Annotated in this window: 24 protein-coding genes; 11 read left to right on the top strand and 13 right to left on the bottom strand. The window is 39.4% G+C overall.

Annotation, left to right across the window (positions count from 1 at the left end; translation table 11 throughout):
• Nucleotides 1-123: 123 nt before the first annotated feature.
• Entirely contained in the window at nucleotides 124-1188 is a 1065-nt protein-coding gene (locus KKC46_12825) for a hypothetical protein (GenBank protein ID MBU1054689.1), read from the bottom strand.
• Between the two features lie 1076 nt (nucleotides 1189-2264).
• Between KKC46_12825 and KKC46_12820 the strand changes: the two genes are divergently transcribed.
• The 8 genes from KKC46_12820 to KKC46_12785 all read left to right on the top strand — a co-directional run bounded on the left by KKC46_12820 (nucleotide 2265) and on the right by KKC46_12785 (nucleotide 8917).
• A complete protein-coding gene (locus KKC46_12820; protein ID MBU1054688.1) occupies nucleotides 2265-3272 on the top strand; it encodes a transposase in 1008 nt (335 codons plus the stop codon).
• Between the two features lie 520 nt (nucleotides 3273-3792).
• Nucleotides 3793-4170 carry a phosphoribosyl-AMP cyclohydrolase gene (hisI, locus tag KKC46_12815; protein ID MBU1054687.1) on the top strand — a complete coding sequence of 126 codons (378 nt, stop codon included), beginning with the start codon at nucleotides 3793-3795 and terminating at the stop codon, nucleotides 4168-4170.
• Complete coding sequence (locus KKC46_12810) at nucleotides 4167-5042, top strand: ATP phosphoribosyltransferase (GenBank protein MBU1054686.1); 876 nt, start codon at nucleotides 4167-4169, stop codon at nucleotides 5040-5042. Before hisI ends, KKC46_12810 begins: the two co-directional genes overlap by 4 nt.
• Before the next feature lie 72 nt (nucleotides 5043-5114).
• Nucleotides 5115-6260, top strand: coding sequence for a pyridoxal phosphate-dependent aminotransferase (locus tag KKC46_12805; GenBank protein MBU1054685.1), 1146 nt, complete (start codon nucleotides 5115-5117; stop codon nucleotides 6258-6260).
• Nucleotides 6257-6838: a ribosome biogenesis GTP-binding protein YihA/YsxC gene (gene yihA / locus KKC46_12800; protein ID MBU1054684.1), complete on the top strand. Its 582-nt coding sequence runs from the start codon at nucleotides 6257-6259 to the stop codon at nucleotides 6836-6838. The genes KKC46_12805 and yihA overlap by 4 nt, the downstream gene beginning before the upstream one ends.
• A gap of 24 nt (nucleotides 6839-6862) precedes the next feature.
• Nucleotides 6863-7774: a GTPase Era gene (gene era / locus KKC46_12795; protein ID MBU1054683.1), complete on the top strand. Its 912-nt coding sequence runs from the start codon at nucleotides 6863-6865 to the stop codon at nucleotides 7772-7774.
• On the top strand, nucleotides 7774-8610 hold the full coding sequence (locus KKC46_12790) for an ATP-grasp domain-containing protein (protein MBU1054682.1): 837 nt from the start codon (nucleotides 7774-7776) through the stop codon (nucleotides 8608-8610). Before era ends, KKC46_12790 begins: the two co-directional genes overlap by 1 nt.
• 1 nt (nucleotide 8611) lies before the next feature.
• Complete coding sequence (locus KKC46_12785; GenBank protein ID MBU1054681.1) at nucleotides 8612-8917, top strand: HNH endonuclease; 306 nt, start codon at nucleotides 8612-8614, stop codon at nucleotides 8915-8917.
• Here KKC46_12785 and KKC46_12780 read toward each other — a convergent pair.
• The 11 genes from KKC46_12780 to KKC46_12730 all read right to left on the bottom strand — a co-directional run bounded on the left by KKC46_12780 (nucleotide 8908) and on the right by KKC46_12730 (nucleotide 20650).
• On the bottom strand, nucleotides 8908-9093 hold the full coding sequence (locus KKC46_12780) for a hypothetical protein (protein MBU1054680.1): 186 nt from the start codon (nucleotides 9091-9093) through the stop codon (nucleotides 8908-8910). The two genes, KKC46_12785 and KKC46_12780, sit on opposite strands and share 10 nt — an antisense overlap.
• Complete coding sequence (locus KKC46_12775; protein MBU1054679.1) at nucleotides 9083-10609, bottom strand: DUF4062 domain-containing protein; 1527 nt, start codon at nucleotides 10607-10609, stop codon at nucleotides 9083-9085. Before KKC46_12775 ends, KKC46_12780 begins: the two co-directional genes overlap by 11 nt.
• A 278-nt stretch (nucleotides 10610-10887) precedes the next feature.
• On the bottom strand, nucleotides 10888-11898 hold the full coding sequence (gene hypE, locus KKC46_12770) for a hydrogenase expression/formation protein HypE (protein MBU1054678.1): 1011 nt from the start codon (nucleotides 11896-11898) through the stop codon (nucleotides 10888-10890).
• 146 nt (nucleotides 11899-12044) lie between these two features.
• Nucleotides 12045-13169 (bottom strand): hydrogenase formation protein HypD, encoded by a 1125-nt coding sequence (hypD, locus tag KKC46_12765; GenBank protein MBU1054677.1) that lies wholly within the window; start codon nucleotides 13167-13169, stop codon nucleotides 12045-12047.
• Complete coding sequence (locus tag KKC46_12760; GenBank protein ID MBU1054676.1) at nucleotides 13166-13390, bottom strand: HypC/HybG/HupF family hydrogenase formation chaperone; 225 nt, start codon at nucleotides 13388-13390, stop codon at nucleotides 13166-13168. The genes hypD and KKC46_12760 overlap by 4 nt, the downstream gene beginning before the upstream one ends.
• Entirely contained in the window at nucleotides 13381-15675 is a 2295-nt protein-coding gene (gene hypF, locus KKC46_12755; GenBank protein MBU1054675.1) for a carbamoyltransferase HypF, read from the bottom strand. The genes KKC46_12760 and hypF overlap by 10 nt, the downstream gene beginning before the upstream one ends.
• Entirely contained in the window at nucleotides 15672-16331 is a 660-nt protein-coding gene (gene hypB, locus KKC46_12750) for a hydrogenase nickel incorporation protein HypB (protein ID MBU1054674.1), read from the bottom strand. The genes hypF and hypB overlap by 4 nt, the downstream gene beginning before the upstream one ends.
• 30 nt (nucleotides 16332-16361) lie before the next feature.
• Complete coding sequence (locus KKC46_12745) at nucleotides 16362-16694, bottom strand: hydrogenase maturation nickel metallochaperone HypA (GenBank protein MBU1054673.1); 333 nt, start codon at nucleotides 16692-16694, stop codon at nucleotides 16362-16364.
• A 15-nt stretch (nucleotides 16695-16709) separates the two neighbouring features.
• On the bottom strand, nucleotides 16710-18152 hold the full coding sequence (locus KKC46_12740; protein MBU1054672.1) for a methyl-accepting chemotaxis protein: 1443 nt from the start codon (nucleotides 18150-18152) through the stop codon (nucleotides 16710-16712).
• A 3-nt stretch (nucleotides 18153-18155) separates the two neighbouring features.
• Complete coding sequence (locus KKC46_12735; protein MBU1054671.1) at nucleotides 18156-19082, bottom strand: hydrogenase; 927 nt, start codon at nucleotides 19080-19082, stop codon at nucleotides 18156-18158.
• 56 nt (nucleotides 19083-19138) lie between these two features.
• Nucleotides 19139-20650, bottom strand: a complete 1512-nt coding sequence (locus KKC46_12730; GenBank protein ID MBU1054670.1) for a nickel-dependent hydrogenase large subunit — start codon at nucleotides 20648-20650, stop codon at nucleotides 19139-19141.
• Between the two features lie 325 nt (nucleotides 20651-20975).
• Between KKC46_12730 and crcB the strand changes: the two genes are divergently transcribed.
• The 3 genes from crcB to KKC46_12715 are packed head-to-tail and all read left to right on the top strand — an operon-like array spanning nucleotide 20976 to nucleotide 22081.
• Nucleotides 20976-21359, top strand: coding sequence for a fluoride efflux transporter CrcB (gene crcB / locus KKC46_12725; GenBank protein ID MBU1054669.1), 384 nt, complete (start codon nucleotides 20976-20978; stop codon nucleotides 21357-21359).
• Between the two features lie 5 nt (nucleotides 21360-21364).
• Nucleotides 21365-21709, top strand: coding sequence for a DUF190 domain-containing protein (locus KKC46_12720; GenBank protein MBU1054668.1), 345 nt, complete (start codon nucleotides 21365-21367; stop codon nucleotides 21707-21709).
• A 39-nt stretch (nucleotides 21710-21748) separates the two neighbouring features.
• Nucleotides 21749-22081 carry a hypothetical protein gene (locus tag KKC46_12715; GenBank protein ID MBU1054667.1) on the top strand — a complete coding sequence of 111 codons (333 nt, stop codon included), beginning with the start codon at nucleotides 21749-21751 and terminating at the stop codon, nucleotides 22079-22081.
• A gap of 12 nt (nucleotides 22082-22093) precedes the next feature.
• Here the strand turns inward: KKC46_12715 and KKC46_12710 are convergent.
• Nucleotides 22094-23208: formylglycine-generating enzyme family protein (locus KKC46_12710; protein ID MBU1054666.1), on the bottom strand; the 1115-nt coding region annotated here is incomplete at its 5' end.

Here is a 23208-nt window from a genome sequence, read left to right as displayed (position 1 = left end):
CATAATCGAAACTTTGTTTGAGCTTTTTATAAAAAGTATTGAACCAATAAGACCTGGCCGTTGCTATCCTCGAAAACACCGGATATCATCCAGAAAGTTTTACTTGAACTATAAACCAATCGCTTAAGTTAATGACATTGTATAGTAAATTACGATCTTTCTGATCTCACGATTAGGTGCAATATCATATACAGCAGCCAATAACTTCCCATCGGGCGATACAGCACCAGACCATATTGTTGTCGCCTTGATATTAGTAATACGTCTATGTTTTCCGTTTTTCGAATACTCAAAAAACTGCTCATAATCTCCTGAACCATCTGGTTTATAAGCTTGCGTGAGAAAATATATGTGCAAACCATCAGCTGTTATTAATGGGTCTCTCACACCGTCAATGCTCTTAGCGTAAGGTGCAGGAAGATCCTTTTGCCCTTTCTGTACAACATAGATATCATCACTAACCCCAACAGGTGGCCTTTTACGATTTGAAGATTTAAGTTCTTCCTGCTTTTTTCTAATAGCTTTGTAGTCATTATCAAGAATTTCTGGAAAGATGTATGGGAAACCATATGCGGAAAAGATAAATATATTATCATCTGGAAAATAAAAAGGCTGTGACATCATGAAAAACTTGAACCAAGAGAGTCGAGTCTCCTGTCCAGTATCTATATCCACCTCATAAACGTCATAATATGCCGCAGGTGTTTTTCCGCTTTTTCTGATCTTACCTGCCTTACAAAATATAATTTTCTTACTGGAATGCGAAAATGAAGGGTATATCTTAGCTCCTGGAGTATTTGTTATTCTCCTTACCTTTTTTCCATCCGGGTCCATCACGGCAATTTGCATTTTTTCAAGTTCCAAATATTTCTTTCCACTTGGAATAATGGAAAGAACAATTTGTTTTCCATCAAAAGAATATCTTGCCATTGACCAGTTTTCACCAGGGGGAGATTGATAAGCGCTTAATGATCCTGTCTCTAAATCAAAGATATTAATCTGATACGGCCCCTCAGCTTTTTGGCGATCAAATAAAATCTTTTTGCTGTCAGGTGAAAAACTAATGTAGCTTATGTAATCTTTATTTTTTATGTTTTTACATCCACATATCAATGGATAAAATAACATTATTAACACCATAATTAAAAATGTTACTTTTTTAAAAAGTAGTCTTTTATCAATATTCATAGATATTATTTTCCCTCCTAAAGGAATTCTTAACTTTGATTTTATTTTTCAACATAAAAAACCTGGTTCTCAGGGCTATGATTCTTAACTTTTTACTAATTTTCCAAATAGGTATAAACTATAGGGGTCGACCATAGGGGGCACCCATTAAAGGGTTATCAAGTCTAATTTTACTATTTGTTAATTACGTTAAAGGTTAAATATAGACCCCTATATTTAACCTTATATCGAAAAATATGTAATCAATGATTGTTGACCAAATAACTTTTAAGGCAGGTATGTTTGATGACTGCATTCATGATCCGCCTTCCCCCGAAACCTGATCACTATTTTGTCTCTCACTAAGTACATGACAACTTACAGATAGCATATAGACTGAAAGAAAAATGATATTTCATTTCTCCCGTGCCTCATTAAATCCTATAATTATCTGACAGGATTTACAGGATTATTTTCAGACCGTTCCGGAAGATCGGCCCGAAGTACATATCTGCTACTTGCTGCCTTTGCTCTGTTTTGCAATAGTTCCGTTTGACATCAACGCCTGATAAGCCAAATGTGTTTCCGCCGCAAGCGATGACTTATTAACTGTCCAGCTTCCGGCCGGTAACTATCCTGTGCTTCCTGTTAATCCTGTCTGAAAAAATAAAAACGCAAATCTATATTTATAGTTAAAAAGTTTACTGCTTTACTTTAACACTAAAAAATCTAAATCCGGTAGTACTGAAAAGACTTGCTCGAACGAAAAGAATAAAACTGAAATAATATGTGACAAAAACAGCAGATAAATAAATATTCTTAATTTAAATGTCAAGGATTTAAATTATCTTTTCAGTTTTATCTTGTTATAATTTCTAAATATCTGCTTCATGAAATATATTGTGCAGGACTTAAAATATTTCCGAAATTATAAAACTTTGACAAGATAATACATAACAACCTACAGATAGCATACAGATTGATAAATAAATGAACTTTTTCTCATATAAAGCTTCTTTATGAAAATAAGGAAAGAGAATGGGACGCTGTTAGGATTTTAAGTTGACACTACTATTATAAAATGGTAGGGGTGGATAATGCCAAGGAAATCTCGAATTGATACTGCCGGAGCCTTACACCATGTCATGGTTAGGGGAATTGAAAGAGGGGCGGTATTTCAAAACAATACTGACAGGAACCACTTTCTGGAGCGATTAGGAAAAATCCTCCAGGATACGGAGACCATCTGTTATGCATGGGCATTGATCCCCAATCACTTTCATCTTCTTCTTCGAACCGGTCCGGTGCCGATCTCCACTGTCATGAGGCGTTTATTGACCGGGTATGCACTATGGTATAATCGTAAACACAGCAGAAATGGCCATGTTTTCCAAAACCGCTTTAAATCTATATTGTGTCAGGAAGATTCTTATCTTTTGGAATTGGTGCGTTATATTCACCTCAACCCGATCCGGGCTAACCTTGTTGAGAACCTTGAAGAACTGGGACAGTACCCATACAGCGGACACAGTGTGCTGATGGGGAAAATGGAGAATCCATGGCAAGATACGGAATGGGTGCTTGGAATGTTCGGAAAAAAATTAGGCGTTGCGAGACGAGCGTACAAAGTTTTTGTTGGAAATGGAATTAACCAGGGAAGGCGTTTGGATCTCACAGGTGGTGGCCTTTTGCGAAGTGCAGGAGGATGGGAAGGTGTGAAGGCGCTTAGGGAAGCAAAGGTCTATCAAAAAAATGACGAGCGGATTCTGGGTGATAGCGATTTCGTACAACGTGTACTGGTATCGGCCGAAGAAGCGATGGAAAAAAAATATGCACTTCGATCAAGCGGCTTGGATCTTGATGGAGTTGCTTTACGGGTATCAGAGGTGTTAGGACTTAAACTTGAGGAAGTATGGGCTACAGGGAAGTATCGGCGGATTGTGGAGGCGAGGAGTCTATTGTGTTACTGGGCAGTGAGGGAACTTGGTATACCTATGTCTTCTTTAGCGAAAAAGCTACGGATATCGGTTCCGTCTGTTAGTGAATCTGTTACCCGCGGCCAAAAAATTGCAAGAACAAAAGGGTATTATTTAGTAGAAACTTAAGAACCTAACAGCGTCCCTTTACTTTTTCTTATCAAGACCTGTTTTCGGATATACGACTGAAAAGCTGTCAGATTTCCACCGAATAAAGGAAAAACGAATTATTTGAAATCAAAATATAGGTGCGTTCAAATGGAGTCATAAATTATATTTCTTATTAAAATGGGCTGATTGCTTCTAATGCAAAGGTTTATAATAAGCGTTTTTTTGTTTTCTTGGCTGATTTTTTATTAAATAATGCCAAAATTACACCTTTATAAAAATCAATAGCGGATTTTGGGTTTTCGCAGATGTTTACACGAAAAACATTATGTGCTATGTAATTGTATTACATTTTTTTAATAATTAGAAATGAGCCACTTTCAAAACGTTTCAGTTTGGTCAAGCTCAAGGCGGGAGAAAATATCAACCACAGGAATACATTGAGTATTTCGAGGATTGATATTTGAGCCCAACGCAGAGATCGGCCAAAATGGGGCGTTTTGAAACTGGCTCGAAATATATTGGATTTAAAGGAGCATAATTGATAACACTTGATTTTAATAAAACAAATGGCCTTATTCCTGCCATTGCGCAGGACTATGAAACAGGCGAGGTTTTGATGCTTGCGTATATGAATCAGGATGCATGGGAAAAAACCCTTGAAACAGGCAAAGCAACCTATTTCAGCAGAAGTCGGCAAAAACTCTGGATTAAAGGGGAAACTTCGGGTAATCTCCAGATGGTTAAAGAAATACTGGTAGATTGTGATGATGATACGGTTTTGTTGAAGGTTGAGCAAATCGGTGGAGCTGCCTGCCATACAGGCCATAAAAGCTGTTTTTACAGAAAAGTAGTAAACGGTTCTTTAAAGAAAATAAGCGAACCGGTATTTAATCCTGATGAGGTGTACAAAAAATGAATGAAAAATTAAAACTGGGAATTCCCAAAGGAAGCTTAGAAAGTGCAACAATTGCTCTTTTCAAACGTTCAGGCTGGAATATAAACGTTAATGGAAGAAGCTATTTTCCTGAAATAAATGATGATGCTATTGATTGCGCCATTTGCAGGGCACAGGAGATGTCGATATATGTTGAAAATGAAACTCTTGATGCAGCTCTTACAGGCAAAGACTGGATAGCCGAAAACAATTCCGATGTTCATGTTATTACAGATCTTGTTTATTCAAAGGTAAGCTCAAGACCCGCAAAATGGGTTATTGCCGTGGGATATGATTCGCCATTCAAAAAAATTGAGGATCTTGAAGGAAAAAAGATTTCAACCGAACTCGTTAAACATACGAAACGATATTTTAAAGAACGAAATATCAATGTAAATGTTGAGTTTTCATGGGGAGCAACGGAAGCAAAAATTGTATCCGGGCTGGCTGATGCTATTGTTGAAGTTACAGAAACGGGAAGTACTATAAAAGCTCACGGTCTTCGTATTATTCATGAAATGATGCAGACAAATACTCAGCTTATTGCAAATCATAAGGTATGGGAAAACAAAGTCAAGCGTGAAAAAATTGAGCAGATAGCACTTCTTTTAAAAGGTGCACTTCTTGCAGAAAAACTTGTCGGGCTTAAAATGAATGTCTCCCAGGAAAATCTTGAAAAAATTGTATCTTTGCTTCCAAGTCTTCATGCTCCCACGGTTTCATCTCTTTATCAGTCAACATGGTTTTCCGTTGAAACCGTTGCCCATGTTAACATTATAAGAGACCTGATCCCGGAACTTTTGAAAAACGGAGCGGAAGGAATCATAGAATATCCTTTAAATAAAGTGATATAAAAGCTTATGGTAAAAAACTTCGCAATTATATACTCCCTGTCTTTTTCAAAGCAGATATTGAAGATATAAGAAATGTTATCAAAGCGCTGTCAGGAAATAACTCCGTTTATAGTAATGGATGTCCTTGAGAAAGCTCGTGAAATGGAGCAAAAAGGCATCCATGTTATTCATCTGGAAGTCGGAGAACCGGATTTTGAAACACCTGAATGCGTTAAAGAAGCAATCATAAAAGCCATCCGTGACGGGCACACGCATTACACGCACAGCCTTGGGATGATTGAGCTAAGAGAAGCCATAAGCGAACATTATCAGAAAACATATAATGTAACAGTTTGTCCGGATAATATAGTAATTGCTTCCGGTACATCTCCTGCCATGTTCAGTCTTTTTTCAGTGCTGTTAAATAACGACGATGAAGTGATAATTTCCGACCCACATTATGCATGCTATCCCAATTTTATAAAATTTCTGATGGGTAAGCCTGTAACGGTACCGGTATATGAAGATGATGCATTTCAGTACAGACCTTCTGCAATTAAAGAAAAGCTAACAGATAAAACAAAAGCAATATTTATAAATTCCCCTTCAAATCCTACAGGAACCCTTTTATCCGAGAGCAGGATGAAAGAAATTGCCGATTTTTCGCCTTATATTATTTCTGATGAAATTTATCACGGCCTTGTATATGAAGGCAAAGAGCACTCGATACTGGAATTTACGAAAAATGCTTTTGTTTTAAACGGGTTTTCAAAACTTTATGCAATGACAGGCCTTCGGCTTGGCTACCTTATTGCTCCGGAAAAATTTATCCGCCATATACAAAAAATTCAGCAGAACTTCTTCATCTCTGCAAATTCGGCAGTTCAGATAGCCGGGATTACTGCTTTAAAAGAAGCGGGTAATGATATTTCTAAAATGAAAAATATTTTCAATGAGCGAAGGCTTTATATGATTTCGCGCTTAAAAGAGCTTGGTTTTAAAATAAAGGTTGAACCCACCGGCGCATTTTATGTGTTTGTAAATGCAAAACATATATCAAAAGATTCATATAAACTTGCCTTTGATATTCTTGAAAAAGCCCATGTGGGAGTTACTCCCGGAATCGATTTCGGGGCAAATGGTGAAGGATATCTCAGATTTTCTTATGCAACCTCTATTGAAAATATTACTGAAGGCATGAAACGTCTTGAAAAATACTTATCGGATCTAAAAACATGATTATTAAATCAGCCGTATTTGTCAAAAGTGCGGTAAAGCCTTCCCACTATCCGGAAGAAGATGTACCGGAAATAGCATTTGCCGGACGTTCCAATGTTGGCAAATCCTCATTGATCAACACTCTTTTAAACTATAAACGACTGGTAAAAACGAGCTCAACACCAGGGCGCACTCAGCTTATAAATTTTTTCCTGATAAATGACTTGTTTGGCTTTGTTGATATCCCCGGATATGGATATGCAAAAGTTCCGGCAGCGGTAAAAAAAACCTGGGGAAACATGATTGAGACATATCTGAAAACCAGGAATACTTTAAAAGGCGTTGTTCTTATAATGGATATACGCCGCATTCCCGGACCTGAAGAAATAACTTTTATGGAATGGCTTAGTTTTTATAATATTCCATTTATCCGTGTTCTTACAAAAGCGGACAAGCTTACAAAAAATCAGCTGGCACAGCAGCATATGATTATTTCAAAATCACTTATGGCTGATAAAGACGATTTTATTATCTTTTCAACAAAGTCGAAAACAGGCAAAAAAGCCCTATGGGATGCCATAGAAAATCTGATCCACTAAAATATGGAAGAAGAACGCCGTAATATGAAAAATACGAAGCCCGAAGAAAAGGAAGAGTTTAAATCCGGTTATGTAGCTATTGCCGGAGCTCCAAATGCCGGAAAGTCGACTCTGTTAAATAAACTGCTTGGTTTTAAGATTTCAATTACTTCAAAAAAACCCCAGACAACAAGAAATAAAATACTCGGAGTAGTACACAGACCTTCATCCCAGCTTGTTTTGATAGATACACCCGGCATTCACAAGGCAAATAATGCCCTAAACATAAAAATAGTAGATACTGCACTTTCAACATTTGGAGATGTTGATATTATTTTGCTGTTGGGAGATGCGGCGAATCCTGATCCCAAATCAGAATCAATACTTATAAAAAATATAGAAAAGATCAAAAAACCGGTTGTTCTTGCATTAAATAAAATTGATATTATTGATAAGCCAAAGCTGGCTGAAGCAATAATTTCCTGGGAGCAAAAATTTGATTTTAAAGATATAGTTCCTGTTTCGGCAAAAAGCGCCGAAGGTGTGGAAGAACTTCTTTGTGTTTTAGAAAATCTTTTACCGCTCGGCCCTCCGTTTTTCCCGGCAGATATGCTTACCGTTCTTCCCGAACGTTTTATAGCAGCGGAAATGATAAGGGAAAAGATTTTCAGACTCACTGGCCAGGAAATCCCTTATGCTTCAGCTGTAACGATTGACTCTTATACAGAGAAAAAAAGTAAAGGACTTGTTGCAATAGAGGCCACCATTCATATTGAACGGGATTCTCAAAAAGGTATTATAATCGGAAAAAACGGAACCAAGCTTAAACAGATAGGCATGCAAGCCAGAGAAGAAATAGAACAACTCATCGGAACAAAGGTTTTTCTGCAATTATTTGTAAAGGTAGATAAGGACTGGAGCAAAAGCGACAGAACCTTAAAAAAATTCGGGTACTGATGATTCTTTCTTTTCATCCATGTTTTGTTGCTGACAAAAACATAATATGTGCCGGACGAAAGCCAGGGTTTGACGAACTTGAACAAATAAAGCTTGCCGATGCAGTAATTCTATCCCAGGGGTGTAGCGAAATCTTATATCGCATGGCAAAAGAAAACTGCAAAAATGTATTTCCCAACTATGATACAAAGTTTGATTATCCCGGAAAAACAGGCCAGATTCTTTTGTTTCAGAAAACAGGTGCTGTCCATCCTGAAAGTAAAATATTTACTTCTTTATCTCATTTGTGTGATACGAACCAAAATATACTAAATGAACAGCTTTTATTTTCTTATCCGTTTGTTTTAAAATTAGACTGGGGCGGAGAAGGGGAAACAGTATATCTTGTAAAAAATCAATCCGATCTTAAATGCTTTATTAAAAAGATAAAAGAATATGAAACGTGCGGACAGCAGGGCTTTATATTGCAAAAATTTATTGAATCGGGAAATAAATCCTTAAGAACTGTTGTAATAGGTAATAAAATGATTTCATACTGGCGCATCCAGAACAATCAGGATAGTTTTTGCGCTGGATTATCACAGGGTGCAACTATAGACTTTGATATGGAACCCACGCTTGTGGGACTTGCCGAAAAAAAGACAAAAGAATTCTGCGATAAGACGGGAATAAACCTTGCCGGGTTTGATTTTATTTTTTCTTCAAACGATAAGAATAACAAACCGCTTTTTCTTGAGATAAACTATTTTTTCGGAAGAAGCGGACTTGGCGGATCTGAAAAATATTATAAGATTTTAAATAAAGAAATAAGAAGCTGGCTGAAAAGTTTAACTTAATATGGAACCTTTTGCTTACAACCTCGAAGAAGAAGATATAAAAAGACAGCGGCGTTTAGCGCGGGAATTAAGAAACACCCAGTGGTGGAAACGCAAGCTTGCAAAGGGCGTATGCCATTATTGCTGCCGCAACTTCTCACCCAAAGAGCTAACTATGGATCACATAGTTCCAATAGCGCGTGGCGGTAAAAGCACTAAAGGCAATATTGTCACCGCCTGCAAGGAATGCAACAATGCCAAAAAACAACTTCTTCCAATTGAATGGGATAATTATCTTCGTAATTTTGACACAATAGATCATGATTGATAACCTCCGTTATGTTTTGGAAATCTGGCTCCAAACACTGCACAACGAATATAAGAGCGGCAATCCATTTTCTTCCTATGAGTAGTATTTTGAGTCAGGTGTTTCATAGTAAACAGAGTTGCATATCCAAAATATTCATTTTCCCTACCTTCCACAGCTTTCATTTCACTTTCCACCGCCCCCCGTCTCCTTCGCCAGTTTCGCGATGAATTTCCGCCCTTTTGCAGTGAGCCTATATTTCTGTTTGCTGCTTGTAGGTTTATCGGGAATGGTCATTTCGATCACGCCGTCAGAAAGTGCCGGAACGAGATAAGCCTCCCTGAAGTAGTCTTCATGCCGCAGGGCCAGAGCTTTCTGAATGTCCGTGCGTTTCATCTCTCCAACCAGCACCGTCAGGAGTCTATGTACTTCCCCGGTAACTTCCCCGGTAACTTCCCCGGTAACTTCCCCGGTAATCCCGCCAACAGCTTTGAAGGCTAGTTCAGGCTTTCTGTGGATAGTAACCACAAAACCGTCCGTAAGAGCAAACTCCGGTTCCTCAAGGCCGACATTGCGGCAGCGCCTGATCATGTCACCAGTTCCGGTACCCATGCGCTCAATGTACTTGGTCAGATAGAGTGGCTCGGCTAATAATGGATTAAAGGGCACTGAGCCGTGTGGTTTTCGCAGTTTTGCAAGGGTCAGGGGCGGCGAAAGGGTGCCGGGATTCCAGACCTCCAGCCGGTCAGCAAAGAGCATCACCTGTACACTACCGTTGCTCGTATAGTCCCGATGGGCTACAGCATTGACAATGGCTTCGCGAATCACTTCCGGAGGCATCTCATAGGCCACGGGTGCTTCAACGCTCTGTGAGCGGGTTCCGACAGCAAGATTAATTTTTGAAAGCACAAAATCAACAGTCTGATCTACCAGGTCAAAAACTGTTCCCTTGTAAATTCGGTAAAAGGGAATGGGTTTGGTTACCTCAACACCATGAAAATGGGCACACTTGATCTCGGAGGCAATAAGGAAACGCTGCGGATATTTTCCAAAGAGCAATACTGCGGCATGGCTCGGTCTTTCTTTATCCAGGAGATTCAGATGAGTAAGAACCTCCATGGCCGTTGATTCTTCGGGCAGCGGGAAGCCTCTGGCCCGTCGGGCTCGGCTCAGGAATGTGTGTATCTTCTCTTCATCCAGATCTGCAATGGTAGCGTTCATACAGAAAGCGGCGTCAAAGGGCGCTGAACGTATCAACTCGTGTTCATCAAGGTATTGGATAAGGCTTCCATACACTGAGGCTATCAGCTCTGCAGCACTGACAAAGCGGCGTCTCACTACCTGATCTCCCGCTTCCCTGATAATTGCCTGCATTTTGGGAGCTTTGCCGCTATCGTCAGCACCTCTGACAAAAATAAGGCGGTGTTTCCCAAGCTGTGTCGCAAGATCGAATTCCCGGTGGGTAGGTGAGTATCCTTTCTTATCTTCCTTTCCGTATTCCTTCCCAAAGAGCCCTACGTAAATATTACACTGTTCAACTTCATGAAGATAGACTTCATCGGCCCGTCTATCAATGGCAGGTACATCTTCAAAAAGAAACACATCGAAGAATCGACGCAAAAGAGGATCTCCCAGGAGAAAATCACGTAGAGCAGCCCGTTCCTTTGCAAATTCCTTCTGAACGCTACTGATAAAAATGCGGATCGCGTTCATGATTTCACCTTCAGATACCCCAATCCTTTCAAAAATTGTTCAATTTTCCAAGGTTTTAGAGCGCAGGATTTCTAATTCACGGCTGGAAACTGCGCATTTAGGGCAAGCTTCTATACCATTTGTCGAAACCTGCACAACGAAACAAATCAGTTCACACACAAAAAATTATATACAACAGTCTGTATTTTTTTTGCATTTAAACCGGATTTTGTCAAAGGATATTTAGAAAAACCACAGGATTGAAGGTAAGTAAATTGTCACACATACACATACAAACATCAGCAAATCCTGGGCAATTGTTCCCCTGTCAACATATCTACAATACGTTTTCCTCCGATGCTTGTATTCATTACAACTTTCCCCGGATTTTCAGCTTTTACTTTTCCAATTATTGCAGCATTACTCCCATAAGATGTTTCTTTCATGGCAGTCAAAATAGCTTGGGCAGCAGACTCGGGGACGAAAACTACCAACTTTCCTTCATTAGCCATGTAAAGGGGATCAAGCCCCAATATTTCAGATGCTGCCAGTACACTTTCATTAATAGGAATTGCTTCTTCAAATATTTCTATACCAACCTGCGATTGAGATGCGATTTCATTTAAAGTTGTGGCCAGACCTCCCCTTGTGGGGTCACGGAGAACATGTATTTCCGAACCTGTATCTATCATTTTCTGAACAAGGTGATTTAAAGGAGAAGCATCGCTTTTCATAGGCGAATCCGGAAACAAATTTTCGCGGCTGTTAAGAATGGTCATGCCATGATCACCGATATTGCCGTTTATTAATACTGCATCTCCAGGTCTTGCATTCTGTCCGGAAATATTGATTTTCGCAGGAACAAGGCCAACTCCGGAAGTATTAATAAATATTTTATCGGCTGCTCCTTTGGGAACAACCTTGGTGTCTCCTGTAACTATCTTTATATCAGCCTCAAGAGCAGTTTTTTCAATAGAGGAAAGAATACGCTCAAGATCTTTTAATGAAAAGCCTTCTTCGATAATAAATCCGATGCTTAAATAACATGGATGGGCTCCTCTCATTGCAAGATCATTAACAGTGCCGCATATAGCAAGCGTTCCAATATCACCACCGGGGAAAAATATGGGATCTACCACATAACTATCAGTTGCAAAGGCAAGCTTTGCTCCCCCCAGTTCAAATACTGCGCTGTCGTTTAATTCATTTAGATAAGAATTGCCAAGCCTGGGTAAGAAAATCTTCTCAACTAATTCGTGAGAAGATCGTCCGCCACTGCCATGGTCAAGAATAATTTTATCTGTAGCCATGATAAATCCTTTGTTACAAATATACGGTATTAGAATATTTTTTAGTTATGAGAGCCACTTTCAAAACGTTTCAGTTTGGTCAAGGTCAAGGCGGATGAAAATTTTAACCGCAGGAATACATGTGAGTATTTCGAGGATTAAAATTTTTAGCCAACGCAGAGATCGGCCAAAATGGTACGTTTTGAAACTGGCTCATGATATTTATAGTAGGCTGCACATGTGCCTTCTGTCGATACCATACAAGGTCCGACAGGGTTTTGCGGGGTGCATGCCTTGCGATAAAGCTTGCATTCCGTGGGAGTTTTAACACCGCAAAGAACTTCACTGCATACGCAATCTGGATGATCTTTGGCCGGTGGAACTTTAAGATCAAAATAATCTTCGGCTGCAAAAGATCTGTATTCACGACGTAAAGTTAGTCCGCTGCCTTGGATGGGGCCCAAACCACGCCAGTAAGAATCGCAAGTATTGAAAACCTGATTAAGAACATCCATTGCCCTTGGATTTCCTTTAGCAGACGCTCCGCGTTTGTATTGAATTTCAACTTCTGTTTTACCCTGTTCTATCTGCATTATCAGCAATAGTATAGTTTCCAGAATATCCACAGGCTCAAATCCGCAGACAACTCCGGGTATATTATATTTTTCGGCAATCTGTTCGTATGCAAAAGTTCCGATTATTGTTGTAACATGTCCGGGGTAAATAAATCCATTTATATTCAGGTGATCAAAGTTCAGCAAAGCCGTTAAGGCAGGAGGTAGTAATTTATGAGCAGATAATATAAAAAAATTATCCAGGTTCTTTCGTTTTGCTTCTAAGACGGTAGCAGCTATTGCAGGAGCAGTTGTCTCAAAACCTATACCAAGAAAAATCACTTTTTTTTCGGGGTTTTCAATGGCTATTTTTAAGGCATCAAAGCTTGAATAAACTATACGTACATCGGCGCCCATTGCCCTTTCTTTTTGCAGTGAGGATAAAGAACCCGGAACCCGTATCATATCACCAAATGTTGTAATTACTACATCGGGATAACTACTAAGCTTAATAGCCTGGTCTATTTCCGCTTTGGCAGTAACACAAACCGGGCACCCGGGGCCTGAAATCAGTTGAATGTTTTGAGGCAGCATTTGGCGTATCCCATGACGAAAAATGGAAACGGTATGTGACCCGCATACTTCCATCAGACGGACAGGTGTTTTAGATTGGGCCCAAATGGCGTCAATCAATTTCTTAGCTTTATGTTTATCCCGATATTCACTCAAGTGCTTCATGGGTTAATAGCCAATATTTCTTCCCAGTATTTTAGAGTTTTTTGGGCTTCCTCTTCATCAATTCGATGCAGAGCAAAGCCTGCGTGAATAATCACATAATCTCCGACTTGGGGTTGCTGATCAATAATATCCAAACGGACTTCTTTCTTTGTCCCTTCATATTCCACTATGGCAACATGGCCTGTTATTTTTTTAATTTCCATGGGAACTGCTAAGCACATTTATTATCTCCTGATTGCAGATTAATATAATGAGCGGCTACTGCCTGACCAAGAGAAAGTCCGCCGTCATTTGCCGGTATAAGAGCATTAGTGTAAACCTTAAAACCCTTTTTCTTCAATTGCTTTTCCATACCTGACAGAATAGTTCTGTTCTGGAAAACTCCACCTGACAAAACTACTTTTTCAAGAGCCGATTCATCCCTTACTTTACAGCAGATCCGTGTAAATATCTTAATCAAAGTAATGTGGAACCGGCGGCTTATATGTGCTCCGGTTTTGCCCTTTTTTATATCTTCCACAATGCCTTTAATAATAGGCTGGTGCCTAATTAAATAAATGCCATTATTATTGATTGTTTCTATTGGATAACAAGATAATTTTTCACAGCCTTGTATCATTTCCAGATCCATGGCTGCTTGCCCTTCAAAATCAATAACATCTCTTAAACCTATTAATGCAGCTACGCCATCAAAAAGCCGACCGCAACTTGAGGTGAGTGGCGAATTGATTTTTTGCCGGATCATCTTTAGCAAAATATCTATTTTATTAGGTTCGAGTTTCTTAATAAACTGTAGAGGCAGTTCTGATAATTTTTCTCCATAAGCCTGATATAAATAGCTCACAGCCATACGCCATGGTTCTTTTATAGCCAGGTTGCCACCAGGCATTGGCAGATATTCAAAATGACTTTTACGTTCAAAAGATGATAAATCTCCTGCAAAAACTTCACCGCCCCAAATTCTACCATCTATACCATATCCGCTGCCATCTAAGACAATGCCGATCACTTTTTCATGAAGCCAGTGTTCCGCCATACAACCAACCATGTGGGCAAAATGATGTTGTACTCCTATCAAACGAAGTTGCGCCTGTTTAAGAGCATAGCGGGTGCCTGGATAATCCGGATGGAGATCATAGGCAATGATCTGCGGATTAATCTGCAGGATCTCCTTCAAATGAGTTATTGCAGATTCAAAAGAATTTATGGCTTCCGGGTTTTCAAGATTTCCTATATGCTGACTTAAAAATGCCCTGTTTTCTTTGATAAGACATATTGTATTTTTAAGCAGGCCCCCACAGGCAAGAATAGGAGACAAGGATTCATTTAAAAAAATCGGTTCCGGCACAAAGCCCCGTGATCGCCTGATCTGTCTTGTACTGCCGGCAACATGAGTTACTATGGAATCATCGCTTCGTACACAGATATCCCTGTTATGAACAAGAAAACAATCGGCTACTCCACAAAGTTTGTCAAAGGATTCTTTATTATCAATACAGATTGGTTCATTAGAAAGATTTCCACTTGTCATGACCAGAGCCTCAAATCCAAAATCAAACAGAAGATGATGCAGCGGGGTATACGGCAGCATTGCCCCAAAATAGCGATTCCCCGGAGCTACAGACAAAGCAATATTATTTGGAAATATTTTCTCAAGTAAAACTATCGGGTGTTCTTTGGACAGTAAAACTTCTTTTTCCGCATCGCTTACCCGTGCATTTTGCGCCAAAGCCGAAAGATCGCGAAACATCAGGGCAAAAGGTTTTTCTTGCCTATGTTTTAAGTACCTTAAGCGTTTTACAGCCTCTTGGCAAAACGCATCTACTGCCAGATGAAAACCTCCAATGCCTTTTATGGCAACAATCATTCCTTTTTTAAGAAGCCGGGCTGCTTCTGTAACAGGAGAAACATCTTCTATAAGTTCTTCCTGATTGTCATAAAGAAAAACCTGCGGGCCGCATACACCGCACGCATTAGGTTGAGCATGAAACCGTCGGCTTAAAGGATTATGGTATTCTTCATAACAATTTGGGCACATTTTAAAGGTTGCCATGGAAGTATTGTGCCGGTCATATGGAATATCATTAATAATTGTATAGCGTGGGCCGCAATTAGTGCAGTTGATAAAGGGATAACCGAAACGTCGATCTAAAGGATCTCTTAATTCTTTCAAACAATCCTGACAGGTTGCTATATCGGAAGATATCAATGCAGATTTTTCCCCGGATGCAATACTTTGGCTGATAGAGAAATCTTTGTCAAAGGTTAGTGGTATTGGATCAATTTGAATATCGGTGATACGGCTGGTAGGTGGCGGGATATCTCTTACAATCTGTAAGAAATTTTTAAGATCTGTATTTTCACCCTCAATCTCTATTTCCACGCCCAAAGAAGAATTATTCACATAACCGGTAATATCTTTTTCTCTTGCCTGCAAATATACAAAGGGCCGGAATCCGACTCCCTGGACAATACCCTGGATTGTAATGTGGTATCTGGCTCTCATTGGCTTTTATACTTCGGGATCCGTTGAAGTATCCAGTTAAACCAGGAGTCAAGCCCGGATAGGTTACGGCAGGAAACTTCAAAAATTTCCAGATCGGGATTAATACCGGATGAATAATGACGAATTTTTTCTACGCTGGCATCAACATAGGGAAGCAGATCGATTTTATTTATCAGAAGTACGCTGGATTTAGAAAACATTAAAGGATATTTAAGAGGTTTATCATCTCCTTCCGTAACACTTAAAATCATGATTTTATAATCCTCGCCTACCTCAAATTCAGCCGGGCATACCAGATTGCCGACATTTTCCACAATCAGAAGATCCAGGGATGAAAGATCAAGCTCTTTAAGCGCATGGGAGATCATTCTGCTGTCTAAATGGCAGGCTCCGTCTGTATTTATCTGTACGGCGGCAACTCCTTTTTTCGCAATCCTTTCAGCATCATTGGTTGTTTGGATATCTCCTTCTATAACCCCTATACGGATTTTATCTTTTAAAGCATCAATGGTACATTCCAGAAGAGTAGTTTTGCCGGCGCCAGGAGAGCTCATCAAATTAAGAACCAGTAAATTGTTTTGTTTAAACAAACTTTTATTTTCTTCAGCAAGCTCTTCATTAGCTTCCAAAATATTTCTTATAACAGGAATTTTCATAAATTTCTTTCTTTCCCCAAAAGGCGGTTCTTAATCAATTTCAATTTCTTTAATAAATAATTCTCTGCCGGAGATTGTTTCAACAGCGTTTGAACCGCATGATGTACATATAAAGCTGTATTCATCGATAGCAAATTCCTTTTCGCAGTTATTACATCTACAGATTAATGGAACCGGTTCTATTTCAAGCTTAACCCCTTCAAAAGGTGTGTTTTTAGTTATAATTTCAAAGCAAAAGGTTAGGCTATGAAGGGCTATAGCAGTGAATTCACCAACTGTCAGGCAAATAGAAATTAATCTTTTTACCCCGTAGTGCTCCATTTCCTGTTTAACTATATCCAATATATTTAAAGCAATCCCCATTTCGTGCATCTACTATCACCCGGTTTTTACTGGAAGGTTATCAATCTTTTTGCCACCCTCTACTAAATGAACAAGTGTGGAAATATGCTTATTAAGCATTTCCGACTGTTGTTCCATGCTTCTGGCTATTTCTGCCGCCTTTTCAGCATCGATTGCATTTTGTTGAGTCACTTTATCAAGTTCCTGTACCGCTTTGGTTACAATATCCATACCTTCATGCTGTTCTTTGGATGCGGAAGAAATATCATTAAGCAAAACAGCTGTCTTGCCGGTAATTTCAAGAGCACTTTTAAATGCACTTTCTGTAACATTTACAAACTCAACCCCTTTCGAAACCCGCTTGCGTGTTCCTTCAAGCATTTCCGATGTAACTTTAGCCGCGCTGGCAGCCCGCATTGCAAGGCTTCTCACTTCATCAGCCACAACTGCAAAACCGCTTCCTGCTTCTCCGGCTCTTGCCGCTTCAACTGCCGCATTCAGAGCCAATAAGTTTGTCTGAAAAGCTATTTCATCAATTGTTTTTATAATCTTGTAAGTTTCTTCATTTGTATCCGAGATCTCTTTCATTGCATCTATCAATTCCTGCATAGCCTTGTTTGAACTGTCCATAACATTTTTTGCCTGTAGCATCAGATCATTTGCTTCGGAAGCATTTTCAGCATTGTTTGCTGTCATAGATGATACTTCATCTATAGAAACGCTGGTTTCATCTATTGAGGCTGCTTGTTGAAAAGCATTAGAAGCCAGCGAATCACTTGCCGTGGAGGTTTGATTGGCAGAAGATGATGTTTGGGATGCGCTATCGACAAGATCCCTGATAATAGCATTGATAGGCCTGGATACTGTCCATTTCATAAGCATATAAATTATTGCCGAGACAGCAATGAGTATTATTATTGAACCGATAGTCATCTTTTTTGTCAGATCGGAAACAATCAAGTTGAGTTCCGACAAATCATAAGAGAGTGAAAGAACCCCTCCTACATTACCTTGTTTCCAGTTATGATGACAGCGAATGCAGTCGGAATTTACTATCTGTGGAGCGTATATATCGATTTTTCCTGAACTGATAACCTCAACCACATCTTTTTTTTCAGTAATATTTTTAAAAATTTTATCATCTAAAACCATTCCTTCAAGGTTATTTGTGGAAGAAGAAAGATTGGCTTTCCCCTGCTGATCATAGAGTGTGACGTCCAGAACGCCTGTGATGTCTCTCTGGCGCAAAAGCAGTTTATGAAAATTTTCCATCTGACCGCGCTCCAAAGAGTCGCGTACTCCCTGCTCAAGCGATTCAAAGAGGGTATGAATAGAAGTAATGTAGTTTCCTGTTATCCTTTTTTTTACAAAACTGGTTATAAACCCTGTTCCGGTTGTAAGAAACACAAACATTATCAGAAGCACAAAGAACATAATTTTCCCTGTAACCGACAAATTAGCAAATGACTTTCCCTGCATTGCTTAACTCCTTTCTATGGGTTTTTTTTGTTCGGATAGTCTGTAGAAAGGAAAATCCTTTTTTCGGGCAAAGTTTGGCCAGGCGCAACCGATACATGGTGCATTGGCAGCAATACACCAACTTTGGCTGAGGTTCCACCATCTGTTTGGGCAATCTGCGGCAGTATCCGGTCCTAAACAGCCCAATTTAAATAAACAGCCTCCTTCACCAAGTTTGGTAGCAAATATCTCCTGCTGGAAGTCATGATATCTTGGACATTGCTCATGGACTTTCCGGCTGTAAAAAAGAGCCGGTGAACCCTGGTCTGTCAATTCCGGGAGTCCAACTTTAACTATGTTTATAATTGTTTGCCAAACCCAGTCCGGGTGCACCGAACAACCGCGCAAATTAATGATAAGTTTATTTATGTTAAGCTGTTTATAATATTGTCTAAGACTGATTGCACCGGTCAGATTACCTTCAGCTGCCGGGATACCTCCGTCGCTTGCACATGAGCCAACCGCTACTGCACCGATCATAGTACTTGCTGCCGCTTCAAGATATTGACCAAAGACTTTGTCTCCGATTACACAAGCCTCAGGCATTTTTGCCGGGATGGCTCCTTCTACTGCCAGATAATAGTCGCCTGCTTTACCTGAAATATATTTTTCAATAAGATCTAATGCTTTTTTTCCGGAAACGGCAGACAGGTCGGTATGAAAAGCCAGCTGCGAATAATTGGTAATAAGGGTAAGCGGAGACGGTGAAGCAGCCTGCAAAAGTGAAACCGAACAACCTGAACAAGATTGCCCCTGAAGATATATAAGCTTGGGTATGCTTTGGGGCTCAATTTTTTTCAGAGCAGCAATAACCGGTTTCGGCAGGTTAAGAATACCAAAAGCGGCGCTTAACGTGGCCCCCAGTTTCAAAAATTCCCTTCTATCCATTATAAAATAATACCTCCCTATATTAAGCAGGTTCAAATATTGATCTTATTTATGTTTCTTCAGTGTACAGCGCAGGCAATGCATGGATCAAAAGAATGTACAATCCTGACAGCTTCTATCTGATCTTCAGGGTCTTGCACATGAGTTCCTATAAGTGCTGATTCCATGGCACCCGGCTGATTATTATCGTCTCTGGGAGAAGCATTCCAGGTGGTTGGCACAACACATTCATATCTTTCAATTTTGTAGTTCTTTATGCGTATATAATGCAGTAATGCTCCTCGAGATGCTTCAGTAGCACCGAAACCTTCACCGGATGCCGGTATTTTAATATCAGCTATTGTGGGTCCTTTCGTATCAAGCCGTTCAGTCTCATCGAGCAGAAAGTCGGCAATAACTGCGCCACAGATAGCACGGCTCAAATAACGCCCAAGAACCGAGTTGATCTTTGAAGGTTTTATGCCAACCTGACCGGCAAATGTATCTACAAGCTTTTTCACTTTAGGATTATGTCCCTGGTGATAGTCAACAAGGATTCGGGCAGCACTTCCAACTTCTACCATTTGACCCTGATAACGCGGAGCCTTTATCCATGAATAAGCGCCACTTTTATGAGGAGATGGGGTTAAAGTCGAATCTTTAACTTTGAGTCCGCTTGGCGACGAATACAGGGAATGTTTCACATCTTCAGTAATCAACTCAAAATTTACCGGCGATATATCGCCGTTTAAAAGTGCTCCGGAAGAAAACACTCTTTCGCTATTAGGTTCGGAAGTTACAGGCAAAAGGCCAAAAGATAGAAACCCGCCTTTACTGGCTCCTATTTCCCAGTATTCCGGGAATGCCTTTGCTACTGCCAAAACATCGGGGATATACTTATTATGATAAAAATCACGAACTTCGTGAATCAAAGACTGATATGATGCGATAAGATCAATTCTTGCATTTTGCGTGCAGCCTCCAGGAAAAATAGAAGTACTATGTGGGAATTTGCCTCCGAATATTGCCGCTGCAGCATTAGCCTTTTTCTGGATCTCCATGGCTTCGATATAGTGCTTCAAAGCTCCAATATTGAGATCTTTATCTTTAATATATTTTCCAGATAATCTTGGCAGAAATGGAGCCGCAGGATATGATTTGCCTGAAGCAAGCTCGGCCTGTACCCAGTTTTTTACCGTAAGAAGATCTGCGTCTTTTCCCTTGTATTGAAGAATTGCTGTGACATCTATAAAATCTAAAGCCGCGAGCTGATAAAACTGCAACAGGTAATCGTATAAATGATTTGCTCCTTGTATCAGGTTATGCATGATGCGCCCGTTAGGCGGCACATTTAAATTATATGTGCTTTCCTGAGCATATGAAGATGCAATAGCATGAGCATAGGGACATACACCACAAATTCTTTGAGTAATCTGCTGTGCGTCAAGCGGGTCCCTTCCTTGAAGAAAAACCTCAAAGCCCCTAAACATCTCGCCCTTACAGCGGGCATCAACAATTTTATTCTTTTCAACTGTAGTTTCAATATTTAAATGACCTTCAATTCTTGTTATCGGACCAAGGCTAACTTTCATCAACACCCTCCATGGACTGGGTTACTTTATAGAAACCAATGTAGCGACTTTATTTTGACGGAATAATTTCAACGCCATTTATTTGACATAAAACATACAATAATATTGAATTTCTAATATCATTATGATATTTATGTGATAAATTGCATATAAGTACCGTGCAATAGCATTAAATCAGTTTTAATCTTGCAAATAGTGTTCCAGATGTAACTGAATATGCCGATTAAGGTGGACTAGTATAAAATATTACCAGGTTATAGGATTTATCTTGATCCTCGGTTGCATCGTCGGCTCCTGATGTAAAGTTTGTAAAGTGAAGAAAAATATGAGCAACATACTTATAGTAGGTATAGGTGGTTTCACAGGCGCAATTTTAAGATACCTGATTAGTGGATATATTCAAAACTTGACACAAAAAGCCGCGTTTCCTTTTGGAACCCTGGCAGTAAATATTACAGGCTGTTTTTTGATCGGTATTTTTTCCCAGCTTGTAGAATCTCAGGCCGGCTTGTCATCCGAACTGCGCACATTTCTTATAATCGGGCTTTTAGGCGCTTATACTACATATTCTACATTCAGCAACGAAACTATGAATCTTTTACAGAATCAACAATTTTTCCTTGCATTGGTAAACGTCGGGACTCATTTGTTTTTAGGGTTATTAGCAGTATTAATTGGCCGTTTTACAATAATTGCATTGTGGAGGTAATATAAATGAACCTTCCGCCTGAAGGTCAACTTCTTCGAATATTTATCGGAGAAAGCGATAAATATGAAGGAAAACCATTGTATGAATGGCTTGTAATTAAAGCAAAAGAGCATGGTTTGGCCGGTGCTACCGCCATTCGTGGATTAATGGGTTTTGGTGCAAACAGTCGTATCCATACTTCAAAAATATTGCGATTATCTCTTGATTTGCCGATCATCGTGGAAATAGTTGATACGCATGAAAAAATAAAAGAATTTCTTGGTATTATAGAAAGTGTAGTAAAAGAAGGTTTGGTAACCCTTGAAAAAGCGGATATTCGTCTTTACAGAAGCAGTAAGCAAAAAGAATAAACAGTAATCTATGTTTTACTCAATTGGAGGTTTATACTTATGGGAAAAAATACGGGTATAAAAATGCCTGTTAATTCAACAACTGCATGTTCGTCTTCTTCGGAAGACAATTCTTACAAAAGTAAATTTCATGATTTACGTGATTCAGCCCGATCTATTTTCCATGAATTAAGTCAGCCAATTACAATTTTATTGGGATACTCAGAATTAATGTTATCAAATATGGATACAAATGATCCTTTGTATGACAAATTACATGAAATAAACAAGCAGGCCGACAAAGCAGATGAAATAATTCGCAGGATGCACAATAAGATAAAATATATAGAAGAAGACAACACATCCGACAGTAAAATAATAGGTAAAATATAATTAAAGGAAGAGTTAATAAGCCACACAACGAAAACCCAGTATATTTGAGTGCCCATCCGGTTCAAGCTGGAGTCGGCTGAAAAGCCGGATATCAACTCCTGATATCCAACATCCTCCCTTTCCTATCATAAATTTATCGATCCGGCTTGAAGTCCATTCGAAAACATTGCCCAACATATCAACGAGACCAAATTTATTTTCAAAATCATGATAATTCTCCACAGAAGTTGTTCCGCATATAGAACTATCTTCTATATTACAGGCTTCTTTTTTAAATTTGTTCCCCCATGGCAACAAGTTACCCTTGGCAGTTCTTGATGCAGCTTCCCATTCATCTTCAGTTGGCAATCTCTTGCCAGTCCATGAAGCAAAAGCCATAGCATCTTCTAAACTTATCTGCACAACAGGATGATTCCGTTTTTTATGTATCATGCTCCCAGGACCACTTGGTTGATACCAACATGCACCTTTAACTGTATTTTGTTTAGTTGTGGCATTAAAAAGAAGTTTTTCCATACCGGTTTTTTCATCAATAGTTTTTTCATATCTTCCGAAGTATACTTTCCCATATCCGCGTTTTTCCGCTGTTGTTTTATATCCGGTTTTTTCTACAAATACTTCAAAAAGTGCATTTGTTATCGGGTATTTCCCAATATAATAGGCTGGCAGGTCAACTGCTTTTTCAAGGCTTTCGCCTTTTTTTGGCCGTTTGCTTCCGATGATGTAAGCACCTTCAGGTATAAGGATATATTGATTATAGTATTTATCCATTGCTGCAAGAGAATGGTTAAATTCTTCTGCCAAAAACTTGGCCTTATTATCTAAAGGCTTGGTTTCACTGATATCAAAATCTTCTTCGAATATTTTAGCATTAGAATCAATGTCTGCACTGTCACCACCTTCGCCGCCTAACCCAACATCTTCTTCAATGTCTTCCGGCTCGATCTCTTCGATTATCTCTATATCTTCAGTATCTTCATTTATGCCATCTGCTGTTTCAAGAGCATCTATAGCAGAAGCATCCCCTTCAGCATACGATTCTGAACCATCGTCTTTACCGGCACCTAACCCAGCTTCTTCTTCGGTATTGTCGGACTCGATTTCTTCGATTATCTCAAGATCTTCAT

The sequence above is a fragment of the Pseudomonadota bacterium genome (genome assembly GCA_018817425.1).
Classification (GTDB): domain Bacteria; phylum Desulfobacterota; class Desulfobacteria; order Desulfobacterales; family RPRI01; genus RPRI01.
Note: the sequence above shows the minus strand (reverse complement) of the source record. Positions and strands in the feature narration are given on the sequence as shown.

Coding starts and splice junctions, on each gene's coding strand:
- KKC46_12825 (MBU1054689.1), bottom strand. CDS start 1,188: ATGAATATTGATAAAAGACTACTTTTTAAAAAAGTAACATTTTTAATT.
- KKC46_12820 (MBU1054688.1), top strand. CDS start 2,265: ATGCCAAGGAAATCTCGAATTGATACTGCCGGAGCCTTACACCATGTC.
- KKC46_12810 (MBU1054686.1), top strand. CDS start 4,167: ATGAATGAAAAATTAAAACTGGGAATTCCCAAAGGAAGCTTAGAAAGT.
- KKC46_12805 (MBU1054685.1), top strand. CDS start 5,115: ATGTTATCAAAGCGCTGTCAGGAAATAACTCCGTTTATAGTAATGGAT.
- yihA (MBU1054684.1), top strand. CDS start 6,257: ATGATTATTAAATCAGCCGTATTTGTCAAAAGTGCGGTAAAGCCTTCC.
- era (MBU1054683.1), top strand. CDS start 6,863: ATGAAAAATACGAAGCCCGAAGAAAAGGAAGAGTTTAAATCCGGTTAT.
- KKC46_12790 (MBU1054682.1), top strand. CDS start 7,774: ATGATTCTTTCTTTTCATCCATGTTTTGTTGCTGACAAAAACATAATA.
- KKC46_12785 (MBU1054681.1), top strand. CDS start 8,612: ATGGAACCTTTTGCTTACAACCTCGAAGAAGAAGATATAAAAAGACAG.
- KKC46_12775 (MBU1054679.1), bottom strand. CDS start 10,609: ATGAACGCGATCCGCATTTTTATCAGTAGCGTTCAGAAGGAATTTGCA.
- hypE (MBU1054678.1), bottom strand. CDS start 11,898: ATGGCTACAGATAAAATTATTCTTGACCATGGCAGTGGCGGACGATCT.
- hypD (MBU1054677.1), bottom strand. CDS start 13,169: ATGAAGCACTTGAGTGAATATCGGGATAAACATAAAGCTAAGAAATTG.
- KKC46_12760 (MBU1054676.1), bottom strand. CDS start 13,390: ATGTGCTTAGCAGTTCCCATGGAAATTAAAAAAATAACAGGCCATGTT.
- hypF (MBU1054675.1), bottom strand. CDS start 15,675: ATGAGAGCCAGATACCACATTACAATCCAGGGTATTGTCCAGGGAGTC.
- hypB (MBU1054674.1), bottom strand. CDS start 16,331: ATGAAAATTCCTGTTATAAGAAATATTTTGGAAGCTAATGAAGAGCTT.
- KKC46_12745 (MBU1054673.1), bottom strand. CDS start 16,694: ATGGGGATTGCTTTAAATATATTGGATATAGTTAAACAGGAAATGGAG.
- KKC46_12740 (MBU1054672.1), bottom strand. CDS start 18,152: ATGCAGGGAAAGTCATTTGCTAATTTGTCGGTTACAGGGAAAATTATG.
- KKC46_12730 (MBU1054670.1), bottom strand. CDS start 20,650: ATGAAAGTTAGCCTTGGTCCGATAACAAGAATTGAAGGTCATTTAAAT.
- crcB (MBU1054669.1), top strand. CDS start 20,976: ATGAGCAACATACTTATAGTAGGTATAGGTGGTTTCACAGGCGCAATT.
- KKC46_12720 (MBU1054668.1), top strand. CDS start 21,365: ATGAACCTTCCGCCTGAAGGTCAACTTCTTCGAATATTTATCGGAGAA.
- KKC46_12715 (MBU1054667.1), top strand. CDS start 21,749: ATGGGAAAAAATACGGGTATAAAAATGCCTGTTAATTCAACAACTGCA.